The organism is Lentzea sp. NPDC003310 (assembly GCF_040610935.1).
Classification (GTDB): domain Bacteria; phylum Actinomycetota; class Actinomycetes; order Mycobacteriales; family Pseudonocardiaceae; genus Lentzea.
Genome location: NZ_JBEXNC010000005.1, coordinates 477467 through 502454 on the forward strand (window position 1 = coordinate 477467; position 24988 = coordinate 502454).

22 protein-coding genes are annotated in these 24988 nt (G+C 70.6%); 13 read left to right on the top strand and 9 right to left on the bottom strand.

What is annotated here, in order from left to right:
- Positions 1 to 32 precede the first annotated feature (32 nt).
- The 3 genes from ABZX02_RS12330 to ABZX02_RS12340 are packed head-to-tail and all read left to right on the top strand — an operon-like array spanning position 33 to position 1973.
- Positions 33 to 323, top strand: coding sequence for a hypothetical protein (locus ABZX02_RS12330; protein WP_355297517.1), 291 nt, complete (start codon positions 33 to 35; stop codon positions 321 to 323).
- Entirely contained in the window at positions 320 to 1168 is an 849-nt protein-coding gene (locus ABZX02_RS12335; protein ID WP_355297519.1) for a hypothetical protein, read from the top strand. Before ABZX02_RS12330 ends, ABZX02_RS12335 begins: the two co-directional genes overlap by 4 nt.
- 19 nt (positions 1169 to 1187) lie before the next feature.
- Complete coding sequence (locus ABZX02_RS12340; RefSeq protein WP_355297521.1) at positions 1188 to 1973, top strand: alpha/beta hydrolase; 786 nt, start codon at positions 1188 to 1190, stop codon at positions 1971 to 1973.
- A gap of 46 nt (positions 1974 to 2019) precedes the next feature.
- On the opposite strand, the gene ABZX02_RS12345 is transcribed toward ABZX02_RS12340, so the two are convergent.
- Positions 2020 to 3597 carry a cation acetate symporter gene (locus ABZX02_RS12345; RefSeq protein WP_355297523.1) on the bottom strand — a complete coding sequence of 526 codons (1578 nt, stop codon included), beginning with the start codon at positions 3595 to 3597 and terminating at the stop codon, positions 2020 to 2022.
- Positions 3594 to 4004, bottom strand: a complete 411-nt coding sequence (locus ABZX02_RS12350) for a DUF485 domain-containing protein (RefSeq protein WP_355297525.1) — start codon at positions 4002 to 4004, stop codon at positions 3594 to 3596. Before ABZX02_RS12350 ends, ABZX02_RS12345 begins: the two co-directional genes overlap by 4 nt.
- A 334-nt stretch (positions 4005 to 4338) precedes the next feature.
- On the opposite strand from ABZX02_RS12350, the gene ABZX02_RS12355 reads away from it, so the two are divergent.
- From ABZX02_RS12355 to ABZX02_RS12380, 6 genes are all read left to right on the top strand, one after another.
- Positions 4339 to 7086: a nitrate- and nitrite sensing domain-containing protein gene (locus ABZX02_RS12355; protein ID WP_355297527.1), complete on the top strand. Its 2748-nt coding sequence runs from the start codon at positions 4339 to 4341 to the stop codon at positions 7084 to 7086.
- On the top strand, positions 7083 to 7502 hold the full coding sequence (locus ABZX02_RS12360) for a roadblock/LC7 domain-containing protein (RefSeq protein WP_355297529.1): 420 nt from the start codon (positions 7083 to 7085) through the stop codon (positions 7500 to 7502). The genes ABZX02_RS12355 and ABZX02_RS12360 overlap by 4 nt, the downstream gene beginning before the upstream one ends.
- 3 nt (positions 7503 to 7505) lie before the next feature.
- Positions 7506 to 8054, top strand: coding sequence for a DUF742 domain-containing protein (locus tag ABZX02_RS12365; protein WP_355297531.1), 549 nt, complete (start codon positions 7506 to 7508; stop codon positions 8052 to 8054).
- 79 nt (positions 8055 to 8133) lie between these two features.
- Positions 8134 to 8652 carry an ATP-binding protein gene (locus ABZX02_RS12370; protein WP_355297533.1) on the top strand — a complete coding sequence of 173 codons (519 nt, stop codon included), beginning with the start codon at positions 8134 to 8136 and terminating at the stop codon, positions 8650 to 8652.
- A 157-nt stretch (positions 8653 to 8809) separates the two neighbouring features.
- Entirely contained in the window at positions 8810 to 9274 is a 465-nt protein-coding gene (locus tag ABZX02_RS12375) for a transcriptional regulator (protein WP_355297535.1), read from the top strand.
- A 9-nt stretch (positions 9275 to 9283) separates the two neighbouring features.
- Positions 9284 to 10387, top strand: a complete 1104-nt coding sequence (locus ABZX02_RS12380) for an ankyrin repeat domain-containing protein (RefSeq protein ID WP_355297537.1) — start codon at positions 9284 to 9286, stop codon at positions 10385 to 10387.
- Here the strand turns inward: ABZX02_RS12380 and ABZX02_RS12385 are convergent.
- Genes ABZX02_RS12385 through ABZX02_RS12395 form a run of 3 tightly spaced genes read right to left on the bottom strand, consistent with a single transcriptional unit; the run spans position 10366 to position 12988 of the window.
- The gene (locus ABZX02_RS12385) at positions 10366 to 11283 is read right to left on the bottom strand and encodes a COX15/CtaA family protein (protein WP_355297538.1); all 918 of its coding nucleotides are present in this window, start codon (positions 11281 to 11283) and stop codon (positions 10366 to 10368) included. The two genes, ABZX02_RS12380 and ABZX02_RS12385, sit on opposite strands and share 22 nt — an antisense overlap.
- 20 nt (positions 11284 to 11303) lie before the next feature.
- On the bottom strand, positions 11304 to 12002 hold the full coding sequence (locus tag ABZX02_RS12390) for an ABC transporter permease (RefSeq protein WP_355297605.1): 699 nt from the start codon (positions 12000 to 12002) through the stop codon (positions 11304 to 11306).
- A gap of 56 nt (positions 12003 to 12058) precedes the next feature.
- Complete coding sequence (locus ABZX02_RS12395) at positions 12059 to 12988, bottom strand: ABC transporter ATP-binding protein (protein WP_355297539.1); 930 nt, start codon at positions 12986 to 12988, stop codon at positions 12059 to 12061.
- Positions 12989 to 13165: 177 nt separating this feature from the next.
- Between ABZX02_RS12395 and ABZX02_RS12400 the strand changes: the two genes are divergently transcribed.
- Positions 13166 to 13741, top strand: a complete 576-nt coding sequence (locus ABZX02_RS12400) for a DUF998 domain-containing protein (protein WP_355297540.1) — start codon at positions 13166 to 13168, stop codon at positions 13739 to 13741.
- On the top strand, positions 13738 to 15723 hold the full coding sequence (locus ABZX02_RS12405; RefSeq protein ID WP_355297542.1) for a glycosyltransferase: 1986 nt from the start codon (positions 13738 to 13740) through the stop codon (positions 15721 to 15723). Before ABZX02_RS12400 ends, ABZX02_RS12405 begins: the two co-directional genes overlap by 4 nt.
- 291 nt (positions 15724 to 16014) lie before the next feature.
- On the opposite strand, the gene ABZX02_RS12410 is transcribed toward ABZX02_RS12405, so the two are convergent.
- From ABZX02_RS12410 to mptB, 4 genes are all read right to left on the bottom strand, one after another.
- Positions 16015 to 16857, bottom strand: a complete 843-nt coding sequence (locus ABZX02_RS12410; protein ID WP_355297543.1) for an oxidoreductase — start codon at positions 16855 to 16857, stop codon at positions 16015 to 16017.
- Between the two features lie 85 nt (positions 16858 to 16942).
- On the bottom strand, positions 16943 to 17467 hold the full coding sequence (locus ABZX02_RS12415) for a helix-turn-helix domain-containing protein (RefSeq protein WP_355297545.1): 525 nt from the start codon (positions 17465 to 17467) through the stop codon (positions 16943 to 16945).
- On the bottom strand, positions 17464 to 21111 hold the full coding sequence (locus ABZX02_RS12420) for a patatin-like protein (RefSeq protein WP_355297547.1): 3648 nt from the start codon (positions 21109 to 21111) through the stop codon (positions 17464 to 17466). Before ABZX02_RS12420 ends, ABZX02_RS12415 begins: the two co-directional genes overlap by 4 nt.
- Positions 21112 to 21196: 85 nt before the next feature.
- Positions 21197 to 22741 (bottom strand): polyprenol phosphomannose-dependent alpha 1,6 mannosyltransferase MptB, encoded by a 1545-nt coding sequence (gene mptB / locus ABZX02_RS12425; protein WP_355297548.1) that lies wholly within the window; start codon positions 22739 to 22741, stop codon positions 21197 to 21199.
- A gap of 94 nt (positions 22742 to 22835) precedes the next feature.
- On the opposite strand from mptB, the gene ABZX02_RS12430 reads away from it, so the two are divergent.
- Both ABZX02_RS12430 and sufB read left to right on the top strand, forming a co-directional pair.
- Positions 22836 to 23537 carry a metalloregulator ArsR/SmtB family transcription factor gene (locus tag ABZX02_RS12430; RefSeq protein ID WP_355297550.1) on the top strand — a complete coding sequence of 234 codons (702 nt, stop codon included), beginning with the start codon at positions 22836 to 22838 and terminating at the stop codon, positions 23535 to 23537.
- Positions 23534 to 24988 carry a Fe-S cluster assembly protein SufB gene (gene sufB, locus ABZX02_RS12435; protein WP_355297551.1) on the top strand — a complete coding sequence of 485 codons (1455 nt, stop codon included), beginning with the start codon at positions 23534 to 23536 and terminating at the stop codon, positions 24986 to 24988. The genes ABZX02_RS12430 and sufB overlap by 4 nt, the downstream gene beginning before the upstream one ends.

The window sequence follows — 24988 nt, forward strand, 5'->3', positions numbered from 1 at the left end:
CTGAAGCTACCCGCTGGTTTTACAGTGTGGGGGTGTCTGATCAAACCGCTCAGAAGCGCATCGCCGAGTTCGTGAAGGCCCACGGAACGCCGGACACGGCGGTCCGGGCCGTGGTGGAGCCGATCGGCCGCGCGGGCGCGCGGATCGTGCTGGTCGGCGCCGACGGAGCCATGGGCGACGTCATGACCAAGGACGTCGAGTCCGCCACCCAGGCCGTGGAGGCCGTCGCCGGCGTGGAGCAGGCCGAGTGGGACCGCGAGACCACCGCGGCCGCCAAGATCGGCCCCGCCCACCGCCGCAAGATGGCCAAGATGAGCTCATGAGGGTCGTGCTCGCCTCCTGCGCCGGCCTGCCCGAGGGCGACGGCGACGAGGAGTCGCTGCTCGCCGCCCTCGCCCGCGACGGCGTCGACGTCGCGTGGCAGCCCTGGGGCACCCCGGTGGAGGCCGACCTGGTCGTCCTGCGCGCCACCTGGGACTACACCGAGCGCCTCGACGACTTCCTGGCGTGGTGCGGCACCGTGCCGGCGCTCGCGAACCCGCTGCCGGTCGTGCGCTGGAACACCGACAAGTCCTACCTGGCCGAGCTCGCGGCCCGCGGCGTCCCCGTCGTGCCCACCGCCGTGGTGGAGCCGGGCGCGGAACCGTCCTTCCCGGACGGTGAGTTCGTCGTGAAACCGGCGGTCGGCGCGGGCTCGCGCGGCGCGGGCCGGTTCACCGACCACGCCGCCGCCCGCGCCCACCTGGAGTCGTTGGGCGTCAAGGCGCTCGTGCAGCCGTACCAGTCCAGTGTGGACGAACACGGTGAGACCGCGCTGGTGTTCTTCGCGGGCGAGTACTCCCACTCGTTCCACAAGGGACCGATGCTGGCCCAGGGCCTCGCGGAGGCCGAGTCCGGTCTCTACGTCGAGGAACGGCTGGCGGGCATCGAGCCGTCCGCACGGCAGGTGGAGCTGGCGGAACAGGTCCTGGACGTGGCGGCGGAGCTGCTGTCGGTGCCGCGCACCGGTCTGCTCTACGCCCGCGTGGACGTGGTCGAGGGGCCGGACGGCTCGCCGCTGTTGCTGGAGCTGGAGCTGACCGAGCCCACGCTCGGCTTCAAGTTCACCACCGAGGCGGCCGCGTCCCGGTTCGCCAAGGCGATCCAGGAAGCGGCTTCCCGGGCGTAGCCCGCGCTACGGTCGGATCATGACCACGGCGACCGTCAACGGCATCACCATCGGCTACGACGACGAAGGCACCGGCGACGACGTGCTGGTGCTGGTGCACGGCCACCCGTTCGACCGCAGGATGTGGCGCCCCCAGGTGGAGCACTTCAGCTCCACTGGGCGCCGCGTGATCGCCGCGGACCTGCGCGGGTACGGCGAGACCACCGTGGTCCCCGGGGTGACACCCCTCGAGGTCTTCGCCTCCGACGTCCGAGGGCTGCTCGACCACCTCGGTGTCGAGAAGTTCGTCCTCGGCGGCCTGTCCATGGGAGGCCAGATCGTCCTGCAGTGCGTCCAGGACTTCCCCGACCGGCTCAGGGGCGTGCTTCTCGCCGACACGTTCGCCCAGCCCGAGACCGAGGAAGGACGTCGCAGCCGCAACGACATGGCCGACCGCCTGCTGCGCGAGGGCATGTCCGGCTACGCCACCGAGGTGAAGTGGAAGATGGTGGCGCGGCACAACCCCGAGGTGGCGGACTTCGTCGAGGGCCTGATGCTCGCCGCTCCGCCGGAGGGTGCCGCGGCCGCGTTGCGCGGGCGGGCCGAACGGCCGGACTACACGGCCACGCTCACGTCCATCTCGGTGCCCACGCTGGTGGTCGTCGGCAGCGACGACGAGTTCACGCCGGTCCGCGATGCCGAGTACATGAGCGACCGCGTCCCGGGTTCGACGCTCGTGGTGGTCGACGGCGCGGCGCACATGCCGAACCTGGAACGGCCCGAGGTGTTCAACTCCGCGGTGGAGGACCTGCTGGCCCGGAGCTGACGCGGCCCGGACTCGGCGGAGCCCGGGCCGCGTCCCGGAAGTCCGGTCAGCGCAGGCCCGATCCGATGCCGGTCAACCCGCGCACCTCCATCTCGGCCTGCTTGGCCGGGTCCGCCTTCTCCCCGCCGAGCACCGTGCCGAGGAACCCGGCCAGGAACGACAGCGGGATCGACACGATGCCGGGGTTCGACAGCGGGAAGAACGCGAAGTCGGCGTCCGGGAACACCGACGACTTCGAGCCCGAGATCGCCGGCGAGAACACGATGAGCAGCACGCACGACGTGAGGCCGCCGTAGATGCTCCACAGCGTGCCGCGCGTGTTGAAACGCTTCCAGAACAACGAGTACAGCAACGTCGGCAGGTTCGCGGACGCCGCGAGCGCGAACGCCAGGGCGACCAGGAACGCCACGTTCTGGCCGTTGGCCGCGATGCCGCCGACGATCGCCAGCACACCGACGCAGACCGCCGTGAGGCGCGCGACCCGGACCTCGTCGCGCGGGTCGGCCTCGCCGTGCTTGATCACGTTGGCGTAGACGTCGTGCGCGAACGACGCCGAGGCGGTCAGGGTCAGACCGGCGACGACCGCGAGGATCGTGGCGAACGCCACGGCGCAGACGATGCCGAGCAGCACCGTGCCGCCGATCTGGAACGCGAGCAGCGGGGCCGCGGAGTTCTCGCCGCCCGGAGCGCTGGTGATCTTGTCGGTGCCGACCAGGGCCATGGCGCCGAAGCCGATGACGAGGGTGCACGAGTAAAAGATCGCCATCATCCACGTGGCCCACACGACGGACTTCCGCGCCTCACGGGCGTTCGGGACCGTGTAGAAGCGCATCAGCACGTGCGGCAGCGAGGCAGTGCCCAGCACGAGAGCGAGCGCGAGAGAGATGAAGTCGATTTTGGACAGGTCCGTCGCGCCGTACTTCACGCCGGGGGACAGCACGGCCTCGCCGAGCGGCGACCGCTGCGTCGCGCGGTCGAGCATCGTGGAGAAGTCGAAGCCGAACTTGCCGATCAGGAAGATCGTCAGCAGCGAGACGGACAGGATCAGCAGCACGGCCTTGATGATCTGCACCCACGTGGTGCCCTTCATGCCACCGACCAGCACGTACAGCACCATGACGATGCCGACGACGGCGATGATGATGGCCTGGCCGACCTTGCTGTGCACGTCCAGCAGCAGCGCCATGAGTCCGCCGGCGCCCGCCATCTGCGCGATCATGTAGAAGAGCGAGATGACCAGGGTCGCGTTCGCCGCGGCCGCGCGCACGGGGCGTTGGCGCATGCGGAACGCCATGACGTCGCCCATGGTGAAACGGCCGGTGTTGCGCAGCCGTTCGGAGATCAGCATCAGGCCGATCAGCCAGGCGACGACCCACCCGATCGAGTACATGAAGCCGTCGTAGCCGTTCACCGCGATCGCGCCGGAGATGCCCAGGAACGACGCCGCGGACAGGAAGTCGCCCGAGAGCGCGATGCCGTTCTGCGTCCCCGTGAAACTGCTGCCCGCCGCGTAGTAGTCCGACGCGCTCACGTTCCGCGTGGAGGCGCGGTAGACGATGTAGAGCGTCAGCAGGACGAAGACGCCGAAGACGGACAGGTTGATCGCGGTGTTCGCCCCGGTCACGCGAGCTCCTCGTCGGTCTCGACGAGCGCGCGCACCTTGTCGACCTGCGGGTCGAGCTTCCTCTTGGAGTACCGCGCGTACGCCATGGTGATGATGATGGTGGTGACGATCTGGAGGAATCCCATCGTCAAGCCGACGTTCACCGTTCCGAAGAGCGGAGTGCTCATGAAGTCGGCGGCGTAAGCGGAAAGCAATACGAACGTGACGTACCAAGCGAGGAACAGCACCGTTGCCGGGAGAATAAAACGCTTCACCCGCCGCTTCAGATCGACGAAATCCTCACTCGTTTGGATGGCATCGAAATCGGGCTCACCGTCACCATCTATGAGCAATGAGTGAGGGGACTCTTCGAAAGTCGCGAAACCGGGGCTGGCCGGGCGTGACACGGAGGGCAGCGCCTTCGTCATCAACCGCTCGCATTCGTTACGGGGAGTGCCCGGCGAGGCTCCGCGCACACAGCGCGACCGATCCGGGGGTGGGAGGCGCAAGCGTAACCACGCGTGGCGGCGAGTCAATCCCCGGAACCCGCAGGACCACCCCAAAAGGTCGAGGGTGACACTGCGTGATCGATCGTGCACGCCCAAGGTCGTTGTCGCGTCACGCTCTCTGGCCTACTATCCGCTCACACCCGATACGGCTGACGGAGATATCGAGCTGCGGGGACATCGACTCGCGGAGATTCACCAGGCCAGGAGGTAGCCGGAAAGTGGGGCACTTCGAGCGCGCCGTGGGGATCATTTCGTGAATGTCGAGTGGAGAAAGATCAGCGACTGGCGCAACTGGCGCCTGCCGGTCAAGCTCGGCGTCGTGCTGCTCGTCCCGGTCGCCGTGGCGGTCGGCGCGGGCGCACTGCAGATCTCCGGTTACGTCGACCGGTCGAACAACTACGTGCAGATGCAGGGCCTGGTTCGGTTGCGGGCGGATCTCGCGCCGTTGATCTCGAGCGTCCAGCAGGAGCGCACGCTCGCCGCGCAGAGCGCCACCAGCGGCTCCGGCGTCGGCGCGTACCAGAACCAGATCAGCGCCACGGACAACGCCGCGTCGACCGTGCGCCGGCGGCTGGATCGCACCGACGGCGTCAGCGACGTGTCCCGCCAGCGGTACGCCGAGGTCGGCGGTCAGCTGGAGACGTTGAAGAACCTGCGGGAGAAGGTCGCGCAGGGCGGCGACGGCGGCGACCCGTCCGGCGGCACCTACGGCTACACCGCGATCATCAAGTCGCTGCTGGACTTCGAGCAGGCGCTCGTCGGCCAGTTCAACGACAACGCCATCTCCGGTACCGCGCAGGCGTTGCACAGCATGGTGATCGCGCAGGAGCAGGTCTCGCTGCAGCACGCGTTCGTCCTGGCCGGGATCGGCCGCGGCAAGCTCCTCGACCCCGAGGTCCGCGCGCTGGAGCAGTCCGACATCCGCCTGCAGGACCGCCTGAACGACTTCCAGGCCATCGGCACCACCGAGCAGCGCCGTCTCTACGACCAGACCGTGACCGGCGCCGCCGTGGCGAACAGGTCCGCGCTGGTGGAACGCGCGCTCACCCAGCCGGGCGGCACCCCGCAGCCCACCCCGCGCCCCGGCCAGCCCAGGCCGCCGCAGGAGTTCGGCATCGCCGTCGACGACTGGAACAAGTCGTCCGGCACCACCGCCCGCCTGATGGAGCAGGTCGTCCGCGGCCTGCAGGACGAGCTCGCGAACACCTCCGCCGCGCTGCAGGACGACACGTCCAACAAGGCCGGCGCCGCCGCCGTCATCCTGCTCGCGATGCTGCTGATCGCCGGCACGCTCGGCTTCGTCATCGGCCGCTACCTGCTGCGCTCGCTGTCCGAGCTGCGCCGCTCCGCCCTCGACGTGGCGCACCACCACCTGCCCGAGGTCGTCGCCGCGATCCGCGCCGACCGCAAGCCGGACACCGAGATCGAACCGGTGCCCGTGCACTCGAGCGAGGAGTTCGGCCAGCTGGCGCGCGCGTTCGACGCCGTGCACGAGCAGGCGATCCGGTCCGCCGTCGAGCAGTCGTCGATGCGGTCCGGCATGAAGAACATCTTCGTCAACCTGTCGCGCCGCTCGCAGGGCCTCGTCGAACGCCAGCTCAAGCTCATGGAGGAGCTGGAGCGCCACGAGGAGAACCCCGAGCAGCTCGCGAACCTGTTCAAGCTCGACCACCTCGCGACGCGCATGCGCCGCAACAACGAGAACCTGATGGTGCTGTCCGGCACCGACGTCGCCCGCCGCTTCCACCAGCCCGTGCCGCTCGCGGACGTGCTGCGCGCCGCCGCGTCGGAGATCGAGCACTACCAGCGGGTCGTCGTGAAGTCGACGCCGTCGGTCGAGATCGTCGGCTACGCGGCCAGCGACCTCGTCCGCCTCGTCGCGGAGCTGCTGGACAACGCCACCGCGTTCTCCGCGCCCACCACCCAGGTCGTCATCGGCTCACGGCTCGACCAGCACGGATCCGTGCTGGTCGAGGTGGCCGACCAGGGCATCGGCATGGGACCTGCCGAGCTCACCGAAGCCAACGAGCGCCTCTCGACCGGAACCGAGGAGGACGTCCCCGTCTCGCGGCAGATGGGCCTGTTCGTCGTCGGCAGGCTCGCGGGCCGCCACGGCATCACCGTGCGGCTGCGCGGCGCGGGGGAGGGCCGGGAGGGCCTGCGCGCGTTCGTGCTCGTGCCCGCGGACCTCGTGCGCTCGCACGAGGAGGCCCCGGCGCCCTCGCAGCCCCGCCACGCGGCGCTGCCCCAGCCCAAGCCCGCGATCCCCCGGCAGCCGCACGTGGTCGTGAAGACGCCGAACCTGGCCCCGCCACCCGCTCCCGCGCCGGCCATCGACGGCCCGCGCGAGTCCGCCGAGTGGACGTCGTTCCGCGGCGCCGCGATCGACGAGTCGCTGCCGCAGCGCACGCCCCGTCCCGGCCCTCGCGACGGCGGGGAGACCAAGCCGCCCAACGGCACCACGCCCGACGGCAGGTCCATCAGCGCGGCGCTGAACGGCACCACGTCCAACGGAACGAACGGCACGTCGCCCAACGGCACGTCGCCCAACGGCACGTCTCCGAACGGCTCTGGGCCCCACCGCCCGTCCCCGAACGAGACGACCTCGTCGTGGTTCGCGGGCAGCGGGGTGTCGGACGAGCCGGGCGGCGGTGACCGGCCGAACCAGGGACCCCCCTCCACGCCGTCACCGTCCGTAGTGGCATCGTGGTTCGGGAAGAAGCCCGGCGGAACCGTCTGGGAGCAGGCGGGCGACCCCGCCACGGACGCCGGCGAGACCGAGGCCGGCCTGCCGAAGCGGGCGCCGCGCAAGAACCTGCTCCCCGATCTCGCCGACCGTTCCGACGCGGGCACGCGCCCGGCGCCGGGGCCGAAGCGCGACCCGGAACGGGCACGGGGCTTCCTCGCGAGCTACCAGACGGGCCTGCGCCAGGCACCGCTCGGGGGCGGCGGGAACGGACAGGGCCAGGGGAACGGCCAGTACAACGGGGAGAAGGCATGAGCACGCCGCAGTCGCGCCAGGTCGACCAGTTCGGCTGGTTGATCACGAACTTCGCCGATCGCGTGGCCGGTGTCGCCCACGCGATCGTGATCTCGGTGGACGGCCTGTTGCTCACCAAGTCCGCGGCGCTGCCGCCGGAACGGGCCGACCAGTTGTCCGCCATCGCCTCGGGTGTCGTGGCGCTCACGCTGAGCGCCTCACGATGCTTCGAAGGTGGCGGAGTGTTGCGCACCGTGATCGAGATGGACTACGGGATCATGCTCCTCATGTCCATTCGAGACGGGTCCTGTCTGGCGGTTCTCGCCGCGCCCGACAGCGATGTCGGCCAGGTCGCCTACGAGATGACCGTGGTCGTCGAGCAGGTGGGCCAGATCCTCACTCCCGAACTGCGAGCGCAGCTGCACAGCGTGAGGTGATCCATGAGTCCGTCCCCTGACGTGCCCCGGCGGCGGAAGCGGGCCGAGGTGCCCGCCGAGCAGACGTTCGCCGACCTGATGAACGGGTTCTCCCTGGACTCGGGCCGGAAACGACCGCGCCCGCAGGAGCAGGAGCCCGTGCGGGAAGAGGCCCCCGTGCTGCCGCGGGAGATCGTCCCGAGGTCCTTCGAGCCCGCCTTCGGCGACGCCCAGGACTCGTCGATCGTTCGTGCATATGCCTGGACGGGTGGGCGCACTCGGTCGAACATCGATCTCGAGATCGAGACACTTGTCTCCGCCAATGATCAGAGTCGGCAGTCTGCAGGTATCTTGCAGGCTGAGCACCAACGCGTTGTCGAGTTGTGCCACGCACCGCGCTCCGTCGCGGAGGTGGCCGCACTGATGCGCCTCCCGCTGGGAGTCGTGAAGGTGCTGCTCGGCGACATGGCGGAACGAGGTCTGGTGGACGTGCACCAGACCGCTTCCGCGGGCGGTGACACGCCGGACCTCGGGTTGATGGAGAGAGTGCTGAGTGGACTACGTCGGCTCTAGATTTCCCGAATTCGGGCCCCCTGGGCCGCCCGGTCGGGAGCTGACCTCGGCCAAGATTGTCGTCGCCGGTGGCTTCGGCGTGGGCAAGAGCACTTTCATCAGGTCCATCGTGGAGAGCGATCTCCTGACGATGAGCTCGCTCGCGCCGGAGCGCGCGGGCGGTGTGACGGAGCTGGTGCGCATCCAGTTCGGCCGCGTGTGGCTCGACCCGGGCCTCGCCCTGCACCTGTTCGTGGCGCCGCAGTGGCAGGACCCGCGCGCGGGCTGGAACGACGTGGTGCGCGGTGCCGTGGGCGCCGTCGTGCTGTTCGACGTGATGCGTCCCGCGGACTCCGTGGACGCCATGCGGTACTTCGAGGACCACAACATCCCGTACGTGATGGCGCTGAACAACGTGCACGCGTCCATCCGGTCGGACGTGAAGGCGATCATCCGCGGAATGGGCATTTCGGACCACGTTCCGGTGCTGAACTGCGATCCGCGCGTGCGGTTGTCCGTTCGGGAAACGCTGATCTCGCTCACGGAACACGCGAAGCTGGACCGGTGGCGCCGGCGCCCCGGACCGGACGAGACGACGCCTCTCGCGCCCGTCTGCTGAATCGGCGCATTCGCGCCTCCTTTTCGTCGAACGGCCCCGGATTGTTCCGGGGCCGTTCGCTTTCGTTCGGCACCCGTGCTGAATTCCAGACGCGTCCGGCCGCTCGTTGACAAGATCGCTACGATGGCTTCAGTGTCGACCGAAAGGAATCGCTGACATGAGCGTCGGGCGGGAGACCAGGCTGTCGGCCTGGATCGAGCGGTTCGCGGCCCACTTCGCCGAGGAGGGCATTCCGCTGATCGGCGGCCGCATCCTCGGCTACCTCCTGGTCTGCCAGCCGGTCGAGCGCACCGCCGCCGAGCTGTCCCAGGAGCTGGAGGCGAGCAGCGGGTCGATCAGCACCAACCTCAAGTACCTGGTCAACGTCGGCCTCGTGACCAAGCGGACCCGGCGCGGCCGGCAGGCGGCCGAGTACCGGATCAACGAGAAGGCCTGGACGGACTTCATCCAGCGCAAGCTCAACGCCATCGCGAGCGTCCAGACGCTCACCGACGACGGCATGCGGTTGCTCAGCGGCGACCCGGAGCGGTCGATGCGGCTGAGGACCGTCGACAACCTCTACGGTTGGCTCTCAGAGGAACTCCCCGCTTTGTGGGAGCGCAGGCCCGCCGCACCGAAGTAGCGTGGTGCCATGTGGCACCCGTTTCGCGACGACGTCGAGTACTACGAGGAACGCGCCCGCGGCCTTCTCGCCTCCGCGTGGGACGGCGTGCCCGGTGCCCTCGAGGTGTTCGACGACGTCCCGTTGACGGACGAGGGCGCGCACCTGGTGCTCGCCCGGGCCCACGGCTGCGAGGACTGGAAGGCGCTCAAGGCCAACATCCGCAAGCCGCGCCCGTTCGCCCGCGCCTACCAGGCGATCGAGCTGCAGAACCCCGGCGAGCTCAAGGCCATCGTCGCGCGTGACCCGTGGCTCGTGAAAGCCAGCGGTACCAACGGGAACGACCTGCTCGGCCTCGCGACGGCCAAGTGCGACGAACGCCTCGTCGAGGTGCTGCTCGCCGCCGGTGCGGACATCGACCACCGCAACGTCCACGGCTGGACGGCGTTGCACCAGGCCGCCTACGCGAACCTGCCGGACCTGGCCCGGCTCCTGCTGGCCCGCGGCGCCCGCACAGACCTCGACGCGCGCGGTGACGGCGGCACGCCGCTGACCGTCGCGTTGTTCTGGGGCAACCGGGACGTGGCCGAACTCCTGGCGCGGCAGGGGATCCACCCGCCGAACCTGCGCGTCGCGGCCGGTCTCGGCGACCTGGACCTCGCCACCGCGCCGGAGTCGGGACGCGGCTACTACCGGCCGCACAGCGGTTTCCCGCGCTGGTGGCCGACGAACGACCCGCAGGAGGTGCTCGACGAGGCGCTGTCGTGGGCCGCTCGCAACGACCGCGCGGAAGTGCTCGGCGACCTGCTCAAGCGAGGCGCGCGGATCGACGCGGACGTCTACCGCGGCACGGCGCTCGCGTGGGCGGCCTGGTGCGGGCGGGAGAACGCCACCCGCACGTTGCTCGACCTGGGCGCGAACCCCAACGGGCGCACCACGTTCGGCGGTCCGCTGCACGGCGAGGGCGTGACGGCGCTGCACCTCGCGGCCGAACGCGGCCACCTGCCGGTGATCCGGGTCCTGCTCGACGCGGGCGCCGACCGGACCATCACCGACGCGAACTTCGAGGCCACGCCCGAGAACTGGGCGGGCCACAACGACCAGGGCGAGGCTCAGGCCTTGCTGAGCGCCTGATCGCCCTCGGCGGGCAGTTCGACCGCGTGCGTGCGCTCCCGCGACGACGTCCACAGCGCCGCGGTGGCGACGACGACCGCGCCGGCGCCGAGCACGTGGAACGACACGAGCACCTCGGGCACGCCCGTCCAGTACTGGACCATGCCCAGCGCGCCCTGGGCCAGCACGACGCTCACCAGCGTCCAGTACGCGCGGGTGCGGGTGAAGAACCCGACCGCGATCAGCAGACCGAGGAACAGGAACAGCAGGTCCGCGTGGATCTGCGCGAGCGTCGCCACGTCGACGCCCAGCCGCGGCGTGGACGCGTCACCCGCGTGCGGCCCGGCGGCGGTCACCCACGTGCCCGCGAGCAGCAGCGCGCCGAGCACGACCGCCATGACGACCTGGAGCCTCATCAACGGCGCGGGCACCTTCAGGCGGGCCGGACCGTCGCCTTCGGACAGCGAGCTGACGAGCAGCACGGCCATCCACACGAGACCCATCGAGATCATGAAGTGGATCGACACGGTGTACCAGGCGAGGCCCGTCAGCACGGTGATGCCGCCGACGACGGCCTGCACGGCCACACCGACGAGCTGCACGAGCGAGAGCACCAGCACCCGGCGGCGGCGCGGCAGGTGGAACCACGCGGCCAGCACGCACAGCCCGGCGATGATGCCCACCACGCCCGTCAGCGTCCGGTTGCCGAACTCGACCCACTGGTGCAGGGTCGCGACCTCCGGGTGGTCGACCGGGGTGACGCTGCCCTCGAAGCACTGCGGCCACGTCGGGCAGCCGAGCCCGGAGCCGGTGACGCGGACGATCGAGCCGGTGACCGCGATCCCGGCCTGCGCGATGACGACGGCAATCGCGAAAGCGCGCTGCCAGGACACGAGGAAGGCGGTCAGCTTCGACACGCCTTTGATGGTAGGTCTTGTCAGGTCAGCTTCGTCGTCCGGGTCGCCAACGCCCCGGCCACAACGCCCCAGGCCACGAGCACTGCGACGGGGCCCACACCGGGCGCCGTGCCGTGCACCACAGAGGTTTCCAGCGCCTGGGCCAGTGCGGCCGACGGCAGCAGGTGCACGAACGACACCGGCACGCTCAGCGCCACACCGCCGACCATCAGCAGCACGAACCAGATGATGTTCGCCAGCGCCAGCACGATCTCCGCCCGCAGCGCGCCGCCGAGCAGCACGCCCAGCGCGCCGAACGTCAGCGTGCCCAGCACGATCAGCAGCACGACCCACGGCAGGCCCGCGAGCGGGAACCGCCAGCCGAGGAACAGCGCCGTCACGGCCAGCAGGGCGATCTGGAGCGCGACCACGACCAGTGCGCCGCAGACCCGTCCGGCGACCAGCAGCCAGCGGGGCAGCGCCGAGGCCGCAAGCCGCTTCAGCACGCCGTAGCGCCGGTCGAAGCCCAGCGCGATGGCCTGCCCGGTGAACGCGCTGGAGATGATCGCCAGCGCGAAGATCCGGGCCGTCGCCGACCCGACGCGGGGTTCGGGCATCGGGATGACCGACATCACCGACAGCGCGATCAGCAGCGCCAGCGGGATGATCACGGTGAGCAGGATCTGCTCGCCGTTGCGCAACGTCAGCATCGCCTCGGTCCGCGCGTGCGTGAAGAGCATGCGCGGCAACGAACCGCGGCCGGGCGCGGGCGTGAACGTGCCGGGAGCGAAGGTGGTCACGAGCGCAGCTCCCTGCCGGTCAGCTCCAGGAAAACGTCTTCGAGGCTGCGCTTGGCGACCGTCAGCTCCTCGGCCAGCACACCCTGCTGCGCGCACCACGACGTGACGGTCGACACGACCTGCGGGTCGATCAGCCCCTCCACGACGTACGCGCCGCGCGTCACCTCGCGCACCTTCAGCCCCTCGGGCAGTGCGGCGGACAGCAGCGACGTGTCGAGGCCGGGACGGGCGCGGAACCGCAGCTGCTGGTCGTCCGGCCGGTTGGCGGTGAGCTCGGCGGGCGAGCCCTGCGCGACCACGCGGCCCTCGTCGATGATCACGACGTCGTCGGCGAGCGCCTCGGCCTCGTCCATGAGGTGCGTCGTGAGGAGCACGGCCACGCCGTCGTCCTTGAGCGCCGCCACCAGGTCCCACACCAGCCGGCGCGCCTGCGGGTCCATGCCCGCGGTCGGTTCGTCGAGGAACACGAGCTCGGGACGGCCGATCAACGCGCACGCGAGCGAAAGCCGTTGCTGCTGGCCGCCGGAGAGCCTCTTGTACGGGGTGCGCGCCGCGCCGCCGAGCCCGAGGACCTCGATCAGCCACTTCGGGTCGAGCGGGTTCTTCGCGCACGCGGCGACGAGGTTCAGCATCTCCTCGGCGCGGATGCCGGGATAACCGCCGCCGCCCTGCGGCATCACGCCGATGCGCGGGCGCAGCGCCTCTTCGCCGGGCTTCAGACCGAGCACGCGCACCGTGCCGTCGTCGGCGGTGCGGAAGCCCTCGCAGATCTCGACGGTCGTCGTCTTGCCCGCGCCGTTGGGCCCGAGCAGGGCGAGAACGGTGCCGGGCTGCTGGACGAGGTCGAGGCCGTCGACGGCGGTCTTCGAGCCGTATCTCTTGACCAGCCCCGACACTTCCACCGCAGGCTGGGGATTCGGGCTCACAGGCACGCAGCCTAGGCGGTCGGGGCGATCCGCACGCAGTTGGGTCATTCGGCCCATTCCTGAAGCAGGGCTGAAAAAGGTGGGGCTAGCCCTACCCCGGCGACTCAGGGACACCTCAGGGTTCGCTCGGGGGAGTTCCCCATTGGTTGATCAACGCCCGCGCAAGAGACTTTTCCCGTGATCGAAGCGGGGGCGAAAAAGCGGGGATGGGTGGTCGGGGGACTGGTGTTCTCACTGGTCCCGATTTTCTACCTGCATGTGGTGTCGGCAGGTCAGCTCAACCCTGTCTCGGACGTGATCAGCGACTACGTGTTCGTCGACAACGGCACGGGCTGGCTCGCCGCGACGTCTCTTAGCCTCGCCGCCGTCTCGGCGTTGCTCGCCGTCAACCTGCGCGGTGTAGGCAGGTCAGCGCAGTGGCTGATCGGAATCTGGTCGGCAGGCCTGACCGTGGCGACGATCTTCCCGACCGACCCGACGGGGGCACCGACGTCCATGTCGGGCTACATCCACCGGTACGCCGGCGCGGTGATGTTCGTGGCGCTGCCCGCCGCGGGCGTCCTCATCGCCCGGCAGTTTCCGGCCCTGCTCGGTATCGCAACAACGGCGACGATCTCCAGCGCCGCGTTTCTGGTGAGTCACGTTTCCTTCGGCGGTTTCGAGGCGCGTGGACTTACGGAACGCGTTTTGTTCGCATCTCTTTACGTCCTGCTTTTCGCCATCGCGGCACTTCAAGTGAGGCGCACGTCATGACCATGATCGCCATCGCGCTCGCCGTGTTCGGCGCCGTGTGCTTCGCCCTCGCCGCCCGCCTGCAGCACGACGCGGTCGCCTCGACCGGGGCACGTGCGAGCGTGCTGCGGCAGCCCAGGTGGCTCGGCGGCCTCGCGCTGCTGGTCGCCGGCGCGGGACTGCACGCCGTCGCGCTGGGCATGGCGCCGTTGACGGTCGTGCAGCCGATCGGTGTCCTCGCGATCGGCATGACCGCGTTGATGGACCGCCGTTTCCGTGAAATGCCCGCGATCCTGCTCACGACCGTGGGTGTCGGTGCGTTCGTGTGGTTCGCCTCGGGCAGTGCGACCGCCACGAAGGTCGCGCCGGACGCGGAACTCACGGCCGGACTGGTGACCCTCGGCCTGATCGCGGTGCCGGGCGTGATCGCAGCCCTTACGTCCAATGCACGCGTACGCGCTGTGGCGTTCGCATCAGCCGGTGGCGTCGCATACGGCTACGTGTCCGTGTTGATGCGTGCGGTCTCCCAGTCCGTGCAGCAAGGCGGTTTCGGGCTCTCGCACCTCGCGTCCGCGCTCGGCATCGCCCTCTCACTCGCCGTCGGCGGCTGGCTCGTCCAGCACGCCTACGCGGGCGGTCCCCCTCATCTCGCCGTCGCCTGCCTGACCGTGGTGGACCCGCTGGTCGCGGTCGGCCTCGGCGCCTTCCTGCTCGGCGAAGCAGCGCATTTGTCTCCTTTGACCGGTGTCGCGCTGTTCGCCTGCGCTCTCGCCGCCGTTTGCGGCGTGTTCGCACTTGCTCGTCAACCTCGTGAAAACATCCGAACGGAGCTTCCCGTGAACACCACCAGCGCGCTGCGCGTCGTCATCGCCGCCGACACGTTCCCGCCGGACGTCAACGGCGCCGCGCGCTTCGCGCAGCGCCTGGCGGTCGGCCTCGCCTCGCGGGGACACGACGTCCACGTCATCGCCCCGGACTCCCCGCGCGCCACGGACATCCCCGGCGTGACGGTGCACCGGCTGCGATCGCACCGGCTCCCGTTCTACCCGGACTTCCGCTTCTGCCTGCCGTGGCAGGCGTCGAAGGAGGCCGACGCGCTGGTCAAGTCGCTGAAGCCGGACGTCGTCCACGTGCAGGCGCACTTCGTGGTCGGCAGGTTCGTGCTGAACTCCGCGGTGGCCCAAGGCATCCCGACCCTCGCCACGAACCACTTCATGCCGGAGAACCTGTTCAGCCACGCCCACGTGCCGGCGTTCCTGCAGGGCCTGTCCCGCAAGTGGGCCTACCGCGACCTGGCCCGCGTCTTCGGCCGCGCCGACGTGGTGACCGCCCCGACCCCGCGCGCTGTGCAGCTGTTGCACGACAGCGGTTTCCCGTCCCCGGCCGTCCCGGTCTCGTGCGGCATCGACATCTCCCGCTACCAGCGCTCCGTGACGCACAACGACCGCCCGACCGCGTTGTTCGTGGGCCGCCTCGACGAGGAGAAGCGCGTCGACGAGTTCCTGCGCGCCCTGGCCCGCGTGCCCGGCGCGTTCGGCGAGATCGTCGGCGACGGCACCTGCAAGGCGGAGTGGGAGCTCCTCGCCCGCGACCTCGACATCACCGACCGCGTGCGCTTCCACGGCTTCGTGTCCGAGGACGACCTGCTCGACGCCTACGCCCGTTGCGACCTGTTCGTCATGCCCGGCGTCGCCGAACTGCAGAGCCTCGCGACGATGGAGGCGATGGCCGCGGGCAAGCCGGTGATCGCCGCGAACGCCATGGCGCTCCCGCACCTCGTGCGCCCCGGCCGCAACGGCTGGTTGTTCGAGCCGGGCGACGTCAACCAGCTGGCACAGCGCCTGCACACCCTGGTGCACGACGCGCCGATGCGGTCGCGGATGGGGGCGGCGAGCCGGGAGATCATCTCGCACCACGCGCTGGGGGCGACGCTGGAGAGGTTCGAGGCGCTGTACGCGCGGGCGATGGGCAAGCCGGTGCCGGTCATCGCGCTGGCGGCCTGAGGTCCAGGCGGGGGAGGGACGCGGAAGCTCGGTCGCGGGGAGGCGGCCGGGTTTCCGCGTTGGTGGGGGACGCGCCACAGCTGCCGCCTGCGGTCGCCGCCGCACCGCCATCGCCCCGCAGCACCGCCATCGCCCTGGCCCGGCCGCATCGCCCCGGCTCGCCGCCCCGGCCACCTCGCCCCCGGCCCCCGCCACACCACCCTGCCGCCACACCACCTGCCGTCACACCACCCTGCCCCCGCCCTGCCACACCGCCGCGCCGCTCCCAGCACCCCAGCACCCCGAGCGCGCTCAGCCCTCGTCCCCCGGAAAGTCCGCCGAAGCACTCACCTCGGCCCACTTCCGCGTCTCCTCACTCCGCCGAGCCTCCGCCGCCAGCACCGTCTCCACCGCCGCGGCCCCCAGCACCAACCGCCGCGGCGGCTCCTCCGACCCCACCACGTCCAGCACCACACGAGCGGCCCGCGCCGGGTCCCCGGGCTGCGCCCCGTCGGTCTCGTCGCGGAACCGGTTGATCGCCCCCACGGTCTCCTCGTAGTCCGCGCCCACCGCACCGCGCACCATCGACGAGCCCTGCCAGTCCGTGCGGAACGCGCCCGGCTCGACGATCACCACCCGCACGCCGAACGGCGCCACCTCGCTCGCCAGCACCTCGGAGAAACCCTCCACGGCGAACTTCGCCGCCTGGTAGGCGCCCATGCCCGGCGTGCCTCCCGCGCGGCCGCCCACGGACGAGAACTGCACGAACGTGCCGGAACGCTGCGAGCGCAGCACCGGCAGGGCCGCCCGCGTCACGTTCACCACGCCGAACAGGTTCGCCTCCACCTGGGCGCGGAAGTCGTCCTCCGCCATCTCCTCGATGGGCGCGCTGTTGGCGTAGCCGGCGTTGTTCACGACCACGTCGAGCGCGCCGAACGCCTCCACGGTCGCCGCGACCACCTCACGCGCGGCGGCCGCGTCGGTCACGTCCAGGGCGAGGGCGCGCACCGTGTCCGGGTACCGCGAGACCAGGTCGGCGAGCTGTTCGGGGCGGCGGGCGGTCGCGACCACGCGGTCGCCCGCGAGAGCGGCCGCCTCGGCGAGCTGACGCCCGAAACCGCGGGAGGCACCGGTGATGAGCCACGTCTTCGACATCGCAGAACTCCTTAAGTGTCACTTTCTATGACACTTATGACGCCGAAGCCCGCCCGAAAATGCCCGACACGCGGCATGGCCCTCGTCACACGGAGACGCCGTGCAGGAACGTCCTCACCACCAGTTCGGCCGCCGCGGCGGGCTCCAGCGACGTCTCCTGGGCCGCCGTGTGCAGCTGCGTCTGCAGCACCCGCAACGCCCAGCCGTTGGGCAGGCCGGGCGCGACCACCCCGGCCCGCCGCAGGAACGCCTCCATCCGCTCGTCGAGCTCCTCGCGCCGCCGGCGGATCCCCGGATCGGCCACCGCGCGGATGTCGGCCGGCCAGTCCCGGCTCAGCCGGATCCCGCCCGCGCAGAACGTCAGCAGGGCTTCGCGCGGCGGGCGGGAGTCCTCCAGCGTGGAGGCGATGAGCGACTCCAGGTGGTCGAGGCGCGTGCGGTAGACCGCGAGCAGCAGGTCCTCGCGCGACTCGAAGCGGCGGTAGACGGTCCGCCGGTCCACGCCCGCCGCCGCGGCGACGTCCGGGATGCGCGCCTGCGGGTCCGCGGAGAACACCTGCGCCGCCGCGCGCAGCACCGCCTCGACGTTGCGCGTCGCGTCGGCCCTCATCGCAGCTTCGCCTCGATCCGTTGTGCCACCAGCAACCCTGCCTGCGACAGGGTCAGCTCCGCCGGGTGCTCGCCCTCGCCCCGGACCAGGAACCGGTACAGCGACGCGTGGCCCTCCAGCCGTTCCCGCAGCACGGCCGCGACGTCGGAGCCCTCCGGGTAGATCGCCGGGATCGCCTCGGCCACCAGCTGCTCGCGCAGCCTCCTGCGTTCGAACCGCGGCACGTACCAGGACGTGATCAGCAGCAACGTCAGCCCGAACGCCAGCGCCGTCCCGACGACCACCTGCCAGCCCCACCCGCGCGGGCCGATCACCAGCAGCACGTCGGCCACCACGAGGTAGCCGATGCCGTAGACCACGGCCCAGCCCGCGGTCGCGGCGGCGGGCGGCTCGGCGCGTTCCGTGCCCCAGACACCTTCCACGCGGCGCCACCGCTGCAGGGACTTGCCGCCGGACAACGCCATCCACGTCCCGAACGCTCCACAGAGGACGGACAGCGGGATCACCAGCCACGGCCGCAGGTGCAGCTCGAACCGCCACACCGACCAGACCAGGGCCGCCACGAACGCCACCACGGCGACCTGCTTCCACCGCCGCCGCACGAGCTCCAGGGGCCGGAAGTCCGCCAGCACCGCGAGCGGCGTGCGCACCGGCGACGGCAGCGAGCCGAGCACCAGCAGCGCCGCCACGACGAACGCCACCCCGGCCAGCGTGATCGTGCCGGTCGTGAGCTCGGATGTGGCCCTGGGCAGCCGGTCGACCGCGATGGCCACCAGCGGGATCACCGGCGACAGCAGCACCAGCCCGTGCAGCATCGTGCCGCTGCGCAACGCCGCGTACCCGAACGCGCCCAGCAGACTGGCCGCGCCGAGCGCCGCGCCCGGCCCCGCCGCCCACGACGGCAGCATCCCGAACAACGCCATCACGACCAGCGCGCCGCCCACCGCGAGCCCCAGCAGACCGAGGAACCGCGCCAGGTTCCCGCCGCGGGTCAGCCCGGTGATCGTCCAGTACGGCAGCAGGGCCGCGCCCCGCAACGACCGCGTCACCGGCCGCACCGCGGGCAGCCCGGACCGCTCCGAGTCGGCCACGGTGACCGCCACGGCGGCGGCGGTCGCGGCCGTGCGGATCATCTGGTCCGACGCGGCCTCCTGCGTGAGCGGCTCGCGCCCGATGCCCGCGCGGTCGAACGCGGTCAGCGCCGACATGCCCAGCGTGACGGTGTGCTGGTCGGGATACTCCAGGCGCCGCAACAGGTCCGCGTGCTCCTCCAGGAACAGCTCACCGCGTGAGCGCTTGTCTGCGCCGTCGCCGCGGTCGGCGATGATCGCGGCCCGCAGCCGGGGCAGTTCCTCGCAGATGATCCGCCAGTGCAGGCCCCACGCCGCGAGCTCGGCGAGCTTCATCGACGACGGCGACAGCTCGTTCTCGGTCTCGTAGATGCCGGCGAGCTCGGCGGCGGCCTCCACCGCGCACCGCGCGACCTGGACCGGCAGCTCCAGCCCGAACATCGCCGACACCACCTGGTCGACGACGGCCTGCGCGCGTTCGGCGGCGGTGCGCTCGTCCCCCTCGGGACGCCCGAGCAGGTCCATGCGCCGCAACCGCCGCGGGTCGAACAGCACCCGGCACAGCATCGTGGCGCCGTCCAGGCGCCCCCAGATCCAGTCGTTCACCCGCCACGACCGCTTGAGGAACCCGGAGAACCGCGACAGCGACGCGCCCCCGGCCTTGTCGTCGGCGGTGATCGACTGCTTGGCGAACGCGTTGCGCGTCTGCAGCGACACCTGCACCAGCTCGACCGGCGTGTCGAGCCCGGTCGAGGCGTCGTCGGACAGGCACGTGCCCGCGACCTCCAGCGCCAGCAACCGCGACAGCCACCGCTCGCCGTCGTCGAGACCGGCCTCCGAGGTGGTCGCGGGGGCGTCGAGCAACGCGTGCCAGCACAGCAGCCCGCCGAGCTTCAGCCGGTGTTCGTCGAGCGAGGTGATCACGTCGCGGGCGGCGTCGACGACCCGCCCGATCTCACCGACCTGCGTCCTGACCGCCACGCCGATCGGCCCGTCGACCATGTTCTCCTGGTAGCTCGCGATCCGGCCGGTCCAGTAGGTGTCGCCGAGCGAGTCCGACGGCTTCCAGTCGAACAGCTCGTCGCGCAGCCGCCGCAGTTCCGCGCGCACCTGGTGCAGCTCCCGGCGCAGCGACGCGATCTCGTCGGCCTTGCCGTCCGGCGCCACCCAGACGAGCCGCTTGAGCAGGTCGAGCGCCGACGCCCCGAGGCGTTCGGCCATCGTGATGCCCCACTCCCAGCCCACGTCGTCGCGGCACACGCGGCTCGGCAGCTGCACGCCCGGCACGTACGGCAGGACGCCGTGCCGCCGCTTCCACTTGCGCTGCGCGGTCTCCGCGGCCCGGCGCGCCCGTTCGAACGACCAGTTCGCCGGATTCCCCTGCGGCAGCGCGAACTGCTGCGCCGTCAGCTGCCGCGCGGCGAGCCGGATCTCGACGTCCTCGTAGTGGCCGAAGAGCCGGTGCGCCAGCGAGTACACCTCGCAGGCGACGTCCTCGCCGCTCTCGTGCAGCCGCTCCAGCAACGCCGTCCGGCCGCCGCGGCTGCTCGCCGCACGCCGGTTGTGCTCCTCGATCTTCTCGACGTACGTCCGCCCGGCCTGGCTCGACATCGCGCCCAGCAGCCTGCCGCCGGACGAGACCGTCGTCGGCCCGGTGCCGAGCGTGTCGGCCACCGGCTCGGTGCCGAGCGGCTCGGCGTGCGGGAAGACGAGCAGCATCACCCGCCGCACCGGCCCGTCCGCCGGCATCCGGTCGATGGCCTCGAGCGCCTCCCTGGTCGGCGTGTTCACGAGCACGCCGCCGTCGACCGCGAACCTGCTGCGATCACCGCCGTTCGCCCAGCTCGCCACGTCGGCCATGTCGGGACGGTCCGGAGTGGACTGCCCGCCCACGGGGATGAAGCTCGGCTCGAACGCGAACGGGAAGCTCGCGCTGCTGCGCGCCGCCAGCGCGAGCTGGAGCACGCGCTCGTCCAGCGTCTCTGCCGCGAAGTCGTCCCTGGTCTGCTCGCTGACCCAGGTGTAGGGGTCGCGGCGGAACGAGAACGACCCCTGGTGCACCGACTGCGTCAGCGGCTGGCCCAGGTCGTCGTAGGTCACCTCCGGCACGCCGCCGAGCAGCGTCGTGGTGATCCGCAGGTCGATCGGGCGCTCGTCCGGCTCGGTCGGGTCGAAGTCGGTGGTCAGCCGCGCCAGCGCCTCCTGCAGCCGGGGCAGGAAGAACTCGTCGCCCTTGAGCAGCGACGCGGGCTGACCGCGGAACGGCGTCCGCAGCAGCTGCTCCATCCGCCCCTGCTCGGCCCACAGGTCCCGCAGCCGCGACAGGTCCGCCTGCTTGTTGACCTGCGACAACGCCAGCGCGGCGCCGTTGATGCCGCCCGCCGACGTGCCCGCGATGACGTCCGCGCGCGCCGTGCAGCCGACCAGGTCGAGCAACGGCTGGTACACCGACCCGGGCCTCGTCAGCCGGTCGAGCTCCAGCACCACCCCGCCCATCCAGACGGCGAGGCTCACGCCCCCGTTGAGCACGACGGCGAACCGGACCTCTTCGCGCGCCATGGGTTGTTCGGTCATGCCGCACCCCCTCCCCGCCGCAGATCTTCCTACGCCGGGGAGCTCTCCCGCTGACGGTTGACGCGTTGCTGCCCCGAACGGGCCATCAGACTTGCCCACCGGCCGGGTCGGACTTGAGGAACGGCCCGACCCGCTTGCGCGCGATCAGCACGCAGACGGCGAACGTGATCACGGCGCCCGCGACCGCCTGCGGCACCGTGTAGGCGCGCCCGTCGAACGCGGACCCGGTCGGCGGCAGGATGATCGCGATGATCGCCGACGTCACCATGGCGAACATCCGGAACTTCGGCCCCACCACGGCCGTGGCCAGCGGGATCGCCGCCCACAGCACGTACCAGGGCTGCAGCACGGGCCCGAGCACGAGGATCGCGCCGAGCGCCGCCCCGAGCCCGTTCATCGCCTTGATGCGGCCCTTGAAGCTGCGCCACAGCAGCCCGACCGTGATCACCACGGACACGGCCTGCCCGAGCAGGCGGGTCAGCGAGATCATCGCCTCGGTGTGGTTGCCCAGGCCGAGCATGATGCCGGTGCCGGCGCCCAGGAAGCCCAGCGCGGTCGGTGGCGACATCCACGACTTCACGGTCGACGCGACGTTCAGCGTCTCCAGCCAGCCGAAGCCGAACCCGGTGCCGAGGCAGATCACCACCACCCCCACCGCGGCGATCACCGCCATGATCCCGGCCACCAGCGCCAGGTGCTTGAGCTGACCGCCGAGCTTGCGCGCCACCAGCACGCCGAGGAACCCGAGCGCGGCCATCGCGGGGATCTTCACCATCGCGCCGCACACGATCACCCCGGCGCCGAGCGTGATCCACGTCCACTTCAACGGTTCCAGCCCGCGCATCGCGAGCTCCAGGCCGACCAGCATCATGCCGAGCGCCAGGCCGTCGTTGTGCACGCCGATGACGATGTGGAACAGCACCAGCGGGTTCAGCGCGCCGAGCCACAGCGCGCCCACCGGCGGCACGCCGAACCGGGCGGCCAGACGCGGCAGCGCCCACACGATCATCCCGAGGCCGACCAGCACCAGCAGCCGGTGCACGAACACGCCGGACACCACGTGGTCGCCCGTCAGCATCGCGGTCAGCCGGCCGAACGCGAGGAACAGCGGCCCGTACGGCGCGGGCGTCTCCCGCCAGATGTTCGGCACACCGCGCGTGAGCACGTGGTCGACGCCCAGCGCGCCGGCCGGGCCCAGTTCGTACGGGTCGAGGCCGCGCGCCGCGATCTCGCTCTGCGCGAGGTAGGAGTACACGTCGCGGGAGAACATCGGCACGCAGAAGACCAGCGGCACGGTCCACATCAGCAGCGTTCGGTCCATCTGCCCGCGCGAGATGAGCCGCGACCGGCCGGGCTTCGCGAACCGGCCGAGCGCGAGCCAGGCCGACACGATCATGAAGATGCCGGTCCAGACGACCCCCATCGCGACACTGGGCATCCTCGAGAACAGCCCAAGCACGGGGACGCCGTAGAGCGGCGAGTAGATCGGGGCCGCGCCACCGCCCAGCGACCCGACCGTGAGTAGAAGAGCACCGATCGTGCCCCAGCGACGCACGATGTCCAGCTGGCGACGCTCTCGACCGTTCAAGAGGTCGCTCTCCGGAGTCACGGCTCCGCCGGAAGTGGGCATGTCGGCAGGGTATCTAGTCCGTCTCAGCCGTGAGTCAGGTCACCCTGTGACCGCGATCTTTGCGACCTCCGGCTAAATACGCAACACTGGTGTTGTGAAAAACGCCGAGACCCACCTTGACGCCGTGCCGCAGCACGACGGCAAGACTCGGCGTGCTGTCGCCAGGCTCCTCCTGGAGCAGGGCCCGGTCACCGCGGCAGCAGTTGCCGAGGAACTGGGCATCAGCCCGACAGCGGTGCGCCGGCACATCGACGCGCTGCTCGCGGACGGCGAGGCGATCACCAGGGACGCGCCCCGGCAGACCCAACGTGGTCGTGGCCGTCCCGCGAAGCTGTTCCTCCTGACAGACGCCGGACGCGCCCGGTTCGGCCACGCCTACGACGACCTCGCGGTCGCCGCGATCAGGTTCCTCGCCCAGACGGGTGGGGAAGAGGCAGTGCGCGCCTTCGCGCAAAGTCGGGTCGACGCGCTCGTGGACCGGCATCGTTCGTCGATCGTGGCCCAGGTCACGCCCGCCGAACGGGCCAAGGCCCTCGCCGCCGCGCTGACCAGGGAGGGCTACGCTTCATCGGCGCGAAACGTCGGGGTGGGTGAGCAGTTGTGCCAGCACCACTGCCCGGTCGCCCACGTTGCCGCCGAGTTCCCCCAGCTGTGCGAGACCGAGACGGAGACGTTCGCGAACCTCCTCGGTACCCACGTGCAGCGCCTCGCGACGATCGCCCGCGGCCACGCCGTGTGCACGACGCACATCCCGAACATTTCACGGATCCCAGATGATGGAGGGGAGCCCGCATGACTGCCGCTGCCGAGCAGCGCACGCCCACCACGGTGCAGTCTCCGCTCACGCAGGAAGAGACCATCGCGTCTCTCGGCAACTACGAGTTCGGCTGGGCCGACTCGGACACTGCCGGCGCGAGCGCCCGCCGAGGCCTCAGCGAGGATGTCGTCCGCGACATCTCGGCGAAGAAGAGCGAGCCCGAGTGGATGCTCGAGTACCGGTTGAAGGCGCTGAAGCTCTTCGACCTCAAGCCGATGCCGAACTGGGGCGCTGACCTCTCTGGGATCGACTTCGACTCGATCAAGTACTTCGTGCGGTCCACGGAGAAGCAGGCCACCTCGTGGGAGGACCTGCCCGAGGACATCAAGAACACCTACGACCGCCTGGGCATCCCGGAGGCGGAGAAGCAGCGCCTCGTCGCGGGCGTCGCCGCCCAGTACGAGTCCGAGGTCGTCTACCACCAGATCCGCGAGGACCTGGAGCAGCAGGGTGTCATCTTCGTCGACACCGACTCGGGCCTGCGGGACTACCCGGAGCTCTTCAAGGAGTACTTCGGCTCGGTCATCCCGGCCGGTGACAACAAGTTCTCCGCGCTGAACTCCGCCACGTGGTCCGGTGGCTCGTTCATCTACGTGCCGAAGGGTGTCCACGTCGACATCCCGCTGCAGGCCTACTTCCGGATCAACACCGAGAACATGGGCCAGTTCGAGCGCACGCTGATCATCGTCGACGAGGGTGCCTACGTGCACTACGTCGAGGGCTGCACGGCGCCGATCTACTCCTCGGACTCGCTGCACTCGGCCGTCGTCGAGATCATCGTGAAGAAGGGCGGCCGCTGCCGCTACACGACGATCCAGAACTGGTCGAACAACGTCTACAACCTGGTCACCAAGCGCGCCAAGGCCGAAGAGGGCGCGACCATGGAGTGGGTCGACGGCAACATCGGCTCCAAGGTGACCATGAAGTACCCGGCCGTGTTCCTCATGGGCGAGCACGCCAAGGGCGAGGTCCTCTCGATCGCGTTCGCAGGCGAGGGCCAGCACCAGGACGCCGGCGCCAAGATGGTCCACATGGCCCCGCACACCTCCTCGACGATCGTGTCGAAGTCGGTGGCGCGTGGCGGTGGCCGCACGTCGTACCGCGGCCTGGTCCAGGTGAACAAGCGGGCGCACCACTCGAAGTCCACGGTGAAGTGCGACGCGCTGCTGGTCGACACCATCAGCCGCTCGGACACCTACCCGTACGTCGACGTCCGCGAGGACGACGTCGCGATGGGCCACGAGGCCACGGTCTCGAAGGTCTCCGAGGACCAGCTGTTCTACCTGATGTCGCGCGGCCTCAACGAGGACGAGGCCATGGCCATGATCGTGCGCGGGTTCGTCGAGCCCATCGCGCGCGAGCTCCCCATGGAGTACGCCCTCGAGCTGAACCGCCTGATCGAACTGCAGATGGAAGGGGCCGTCGGCTGA

Excerpts from the sequence above, each read along its gene's own strand:
- ABZX02_RS12380 (WP_355297537.1), top strand. The coding sequence starts at position 9,284 with ATGTGGCACCCGTTTCGCGACGACGTCGAGTACTACGAGGAACGCGCC.
- ABZX02_RS12410 (WP_355297543.1), bottom strand. The coding sequence starts at position 16,857 with ATGTCGAAGACGTGGCTCATCACCGGTGCCTCCCGCGGTTTCGGGCGT.
- ABZX02_RS12340 (WP_355297521.1), top strand. The coding sequence starts at position 1,188 with ATGACCACGGCGACCGTCAACGGCATCACCATCGGCTACGACGACGAA.
- ABZX02_RS12375 (WP_355297535.1), top strand. The coding sequence starts at position 8,810 with ATGAGCGTCGGGCGGGAGACCAGGCTGTCGGCCTGGATCGAGCGGTTC.
- ABZX02_RS12405 (WP_355297542.1), top strand. The coding sequence starts at position 13,738 with ATGACCATGATCGCCATCGCGCTCGCCGTGTTCGGCGCCGTGTGCTTC.
- ABZX02_RS12415 (WP_355297545.1), bottom strand. The coding sequence starts at position 17,467 with ATGAGGGCCGACGCGACGCGCAACGTCGAGGCGGTGCTGCGCGCGGCG.
- mptB (WP_355297548.1), bottom strand. The coding sequence starts at position 22,741 with ATGCCCACTTCCGGCGGAGCCGTGACTCCGGAGAGCGACCTCTTGAAC.
- ABZX02_RS12420 (WP_355297547.1), bottom strand. The coding sequence starts at position 21,111 with ATGACCGAACAACCCATGGCGCGCGAAGAGGTCCGGTTCGCCGTCGTG.
- sufB (WP_355297551.1), top strand. The coding sequence starts at position 23,534 with ATGACTGCCGCTGCCGAGCAGCGCACGCCCACCACGGTGCAGTCTCCG.
- ABZX02_RS12390 (WP_355297605.1), bottom strand. The coding sequence starts at position 12,002 with ATGCTCTTCACGCACGCGCGGACCGAGGCGATGCTGACGTTGCGCAAC.
- ABZX02_RS12350 (WP_355297525.1), bottom strand. The coding sequence starts at position 4,004 with ATGACGAAGGCGCTGCCCTCCGTGTCACGCCCGGCCAGCCCCGGTTTC.
- ABZX02_RS12365 (WP_355297531.1), top strand. The coding sequence starts at position 7,506 with ATGAGTCCGTCCCCTGACGTGCCCCGGCGGCGGAAGCGGGCCGAGGTG.
- ABZX02_RS12335 (WP_355297519.1), top strand. The coding sequence starts at position 320 with ATGAGGGTCGTGCTCGCCTCCTGCGCCGGCCTGCCCGAGGGCGACGGC.
- ABZX02_RS12360 (WP_355297529.1), top strand. The coding sequence starts at position 7,083 with ATGAGCACGCCGCAGTCGCGCCAGGTCGACCAGTTCGGCTGGTTGATC.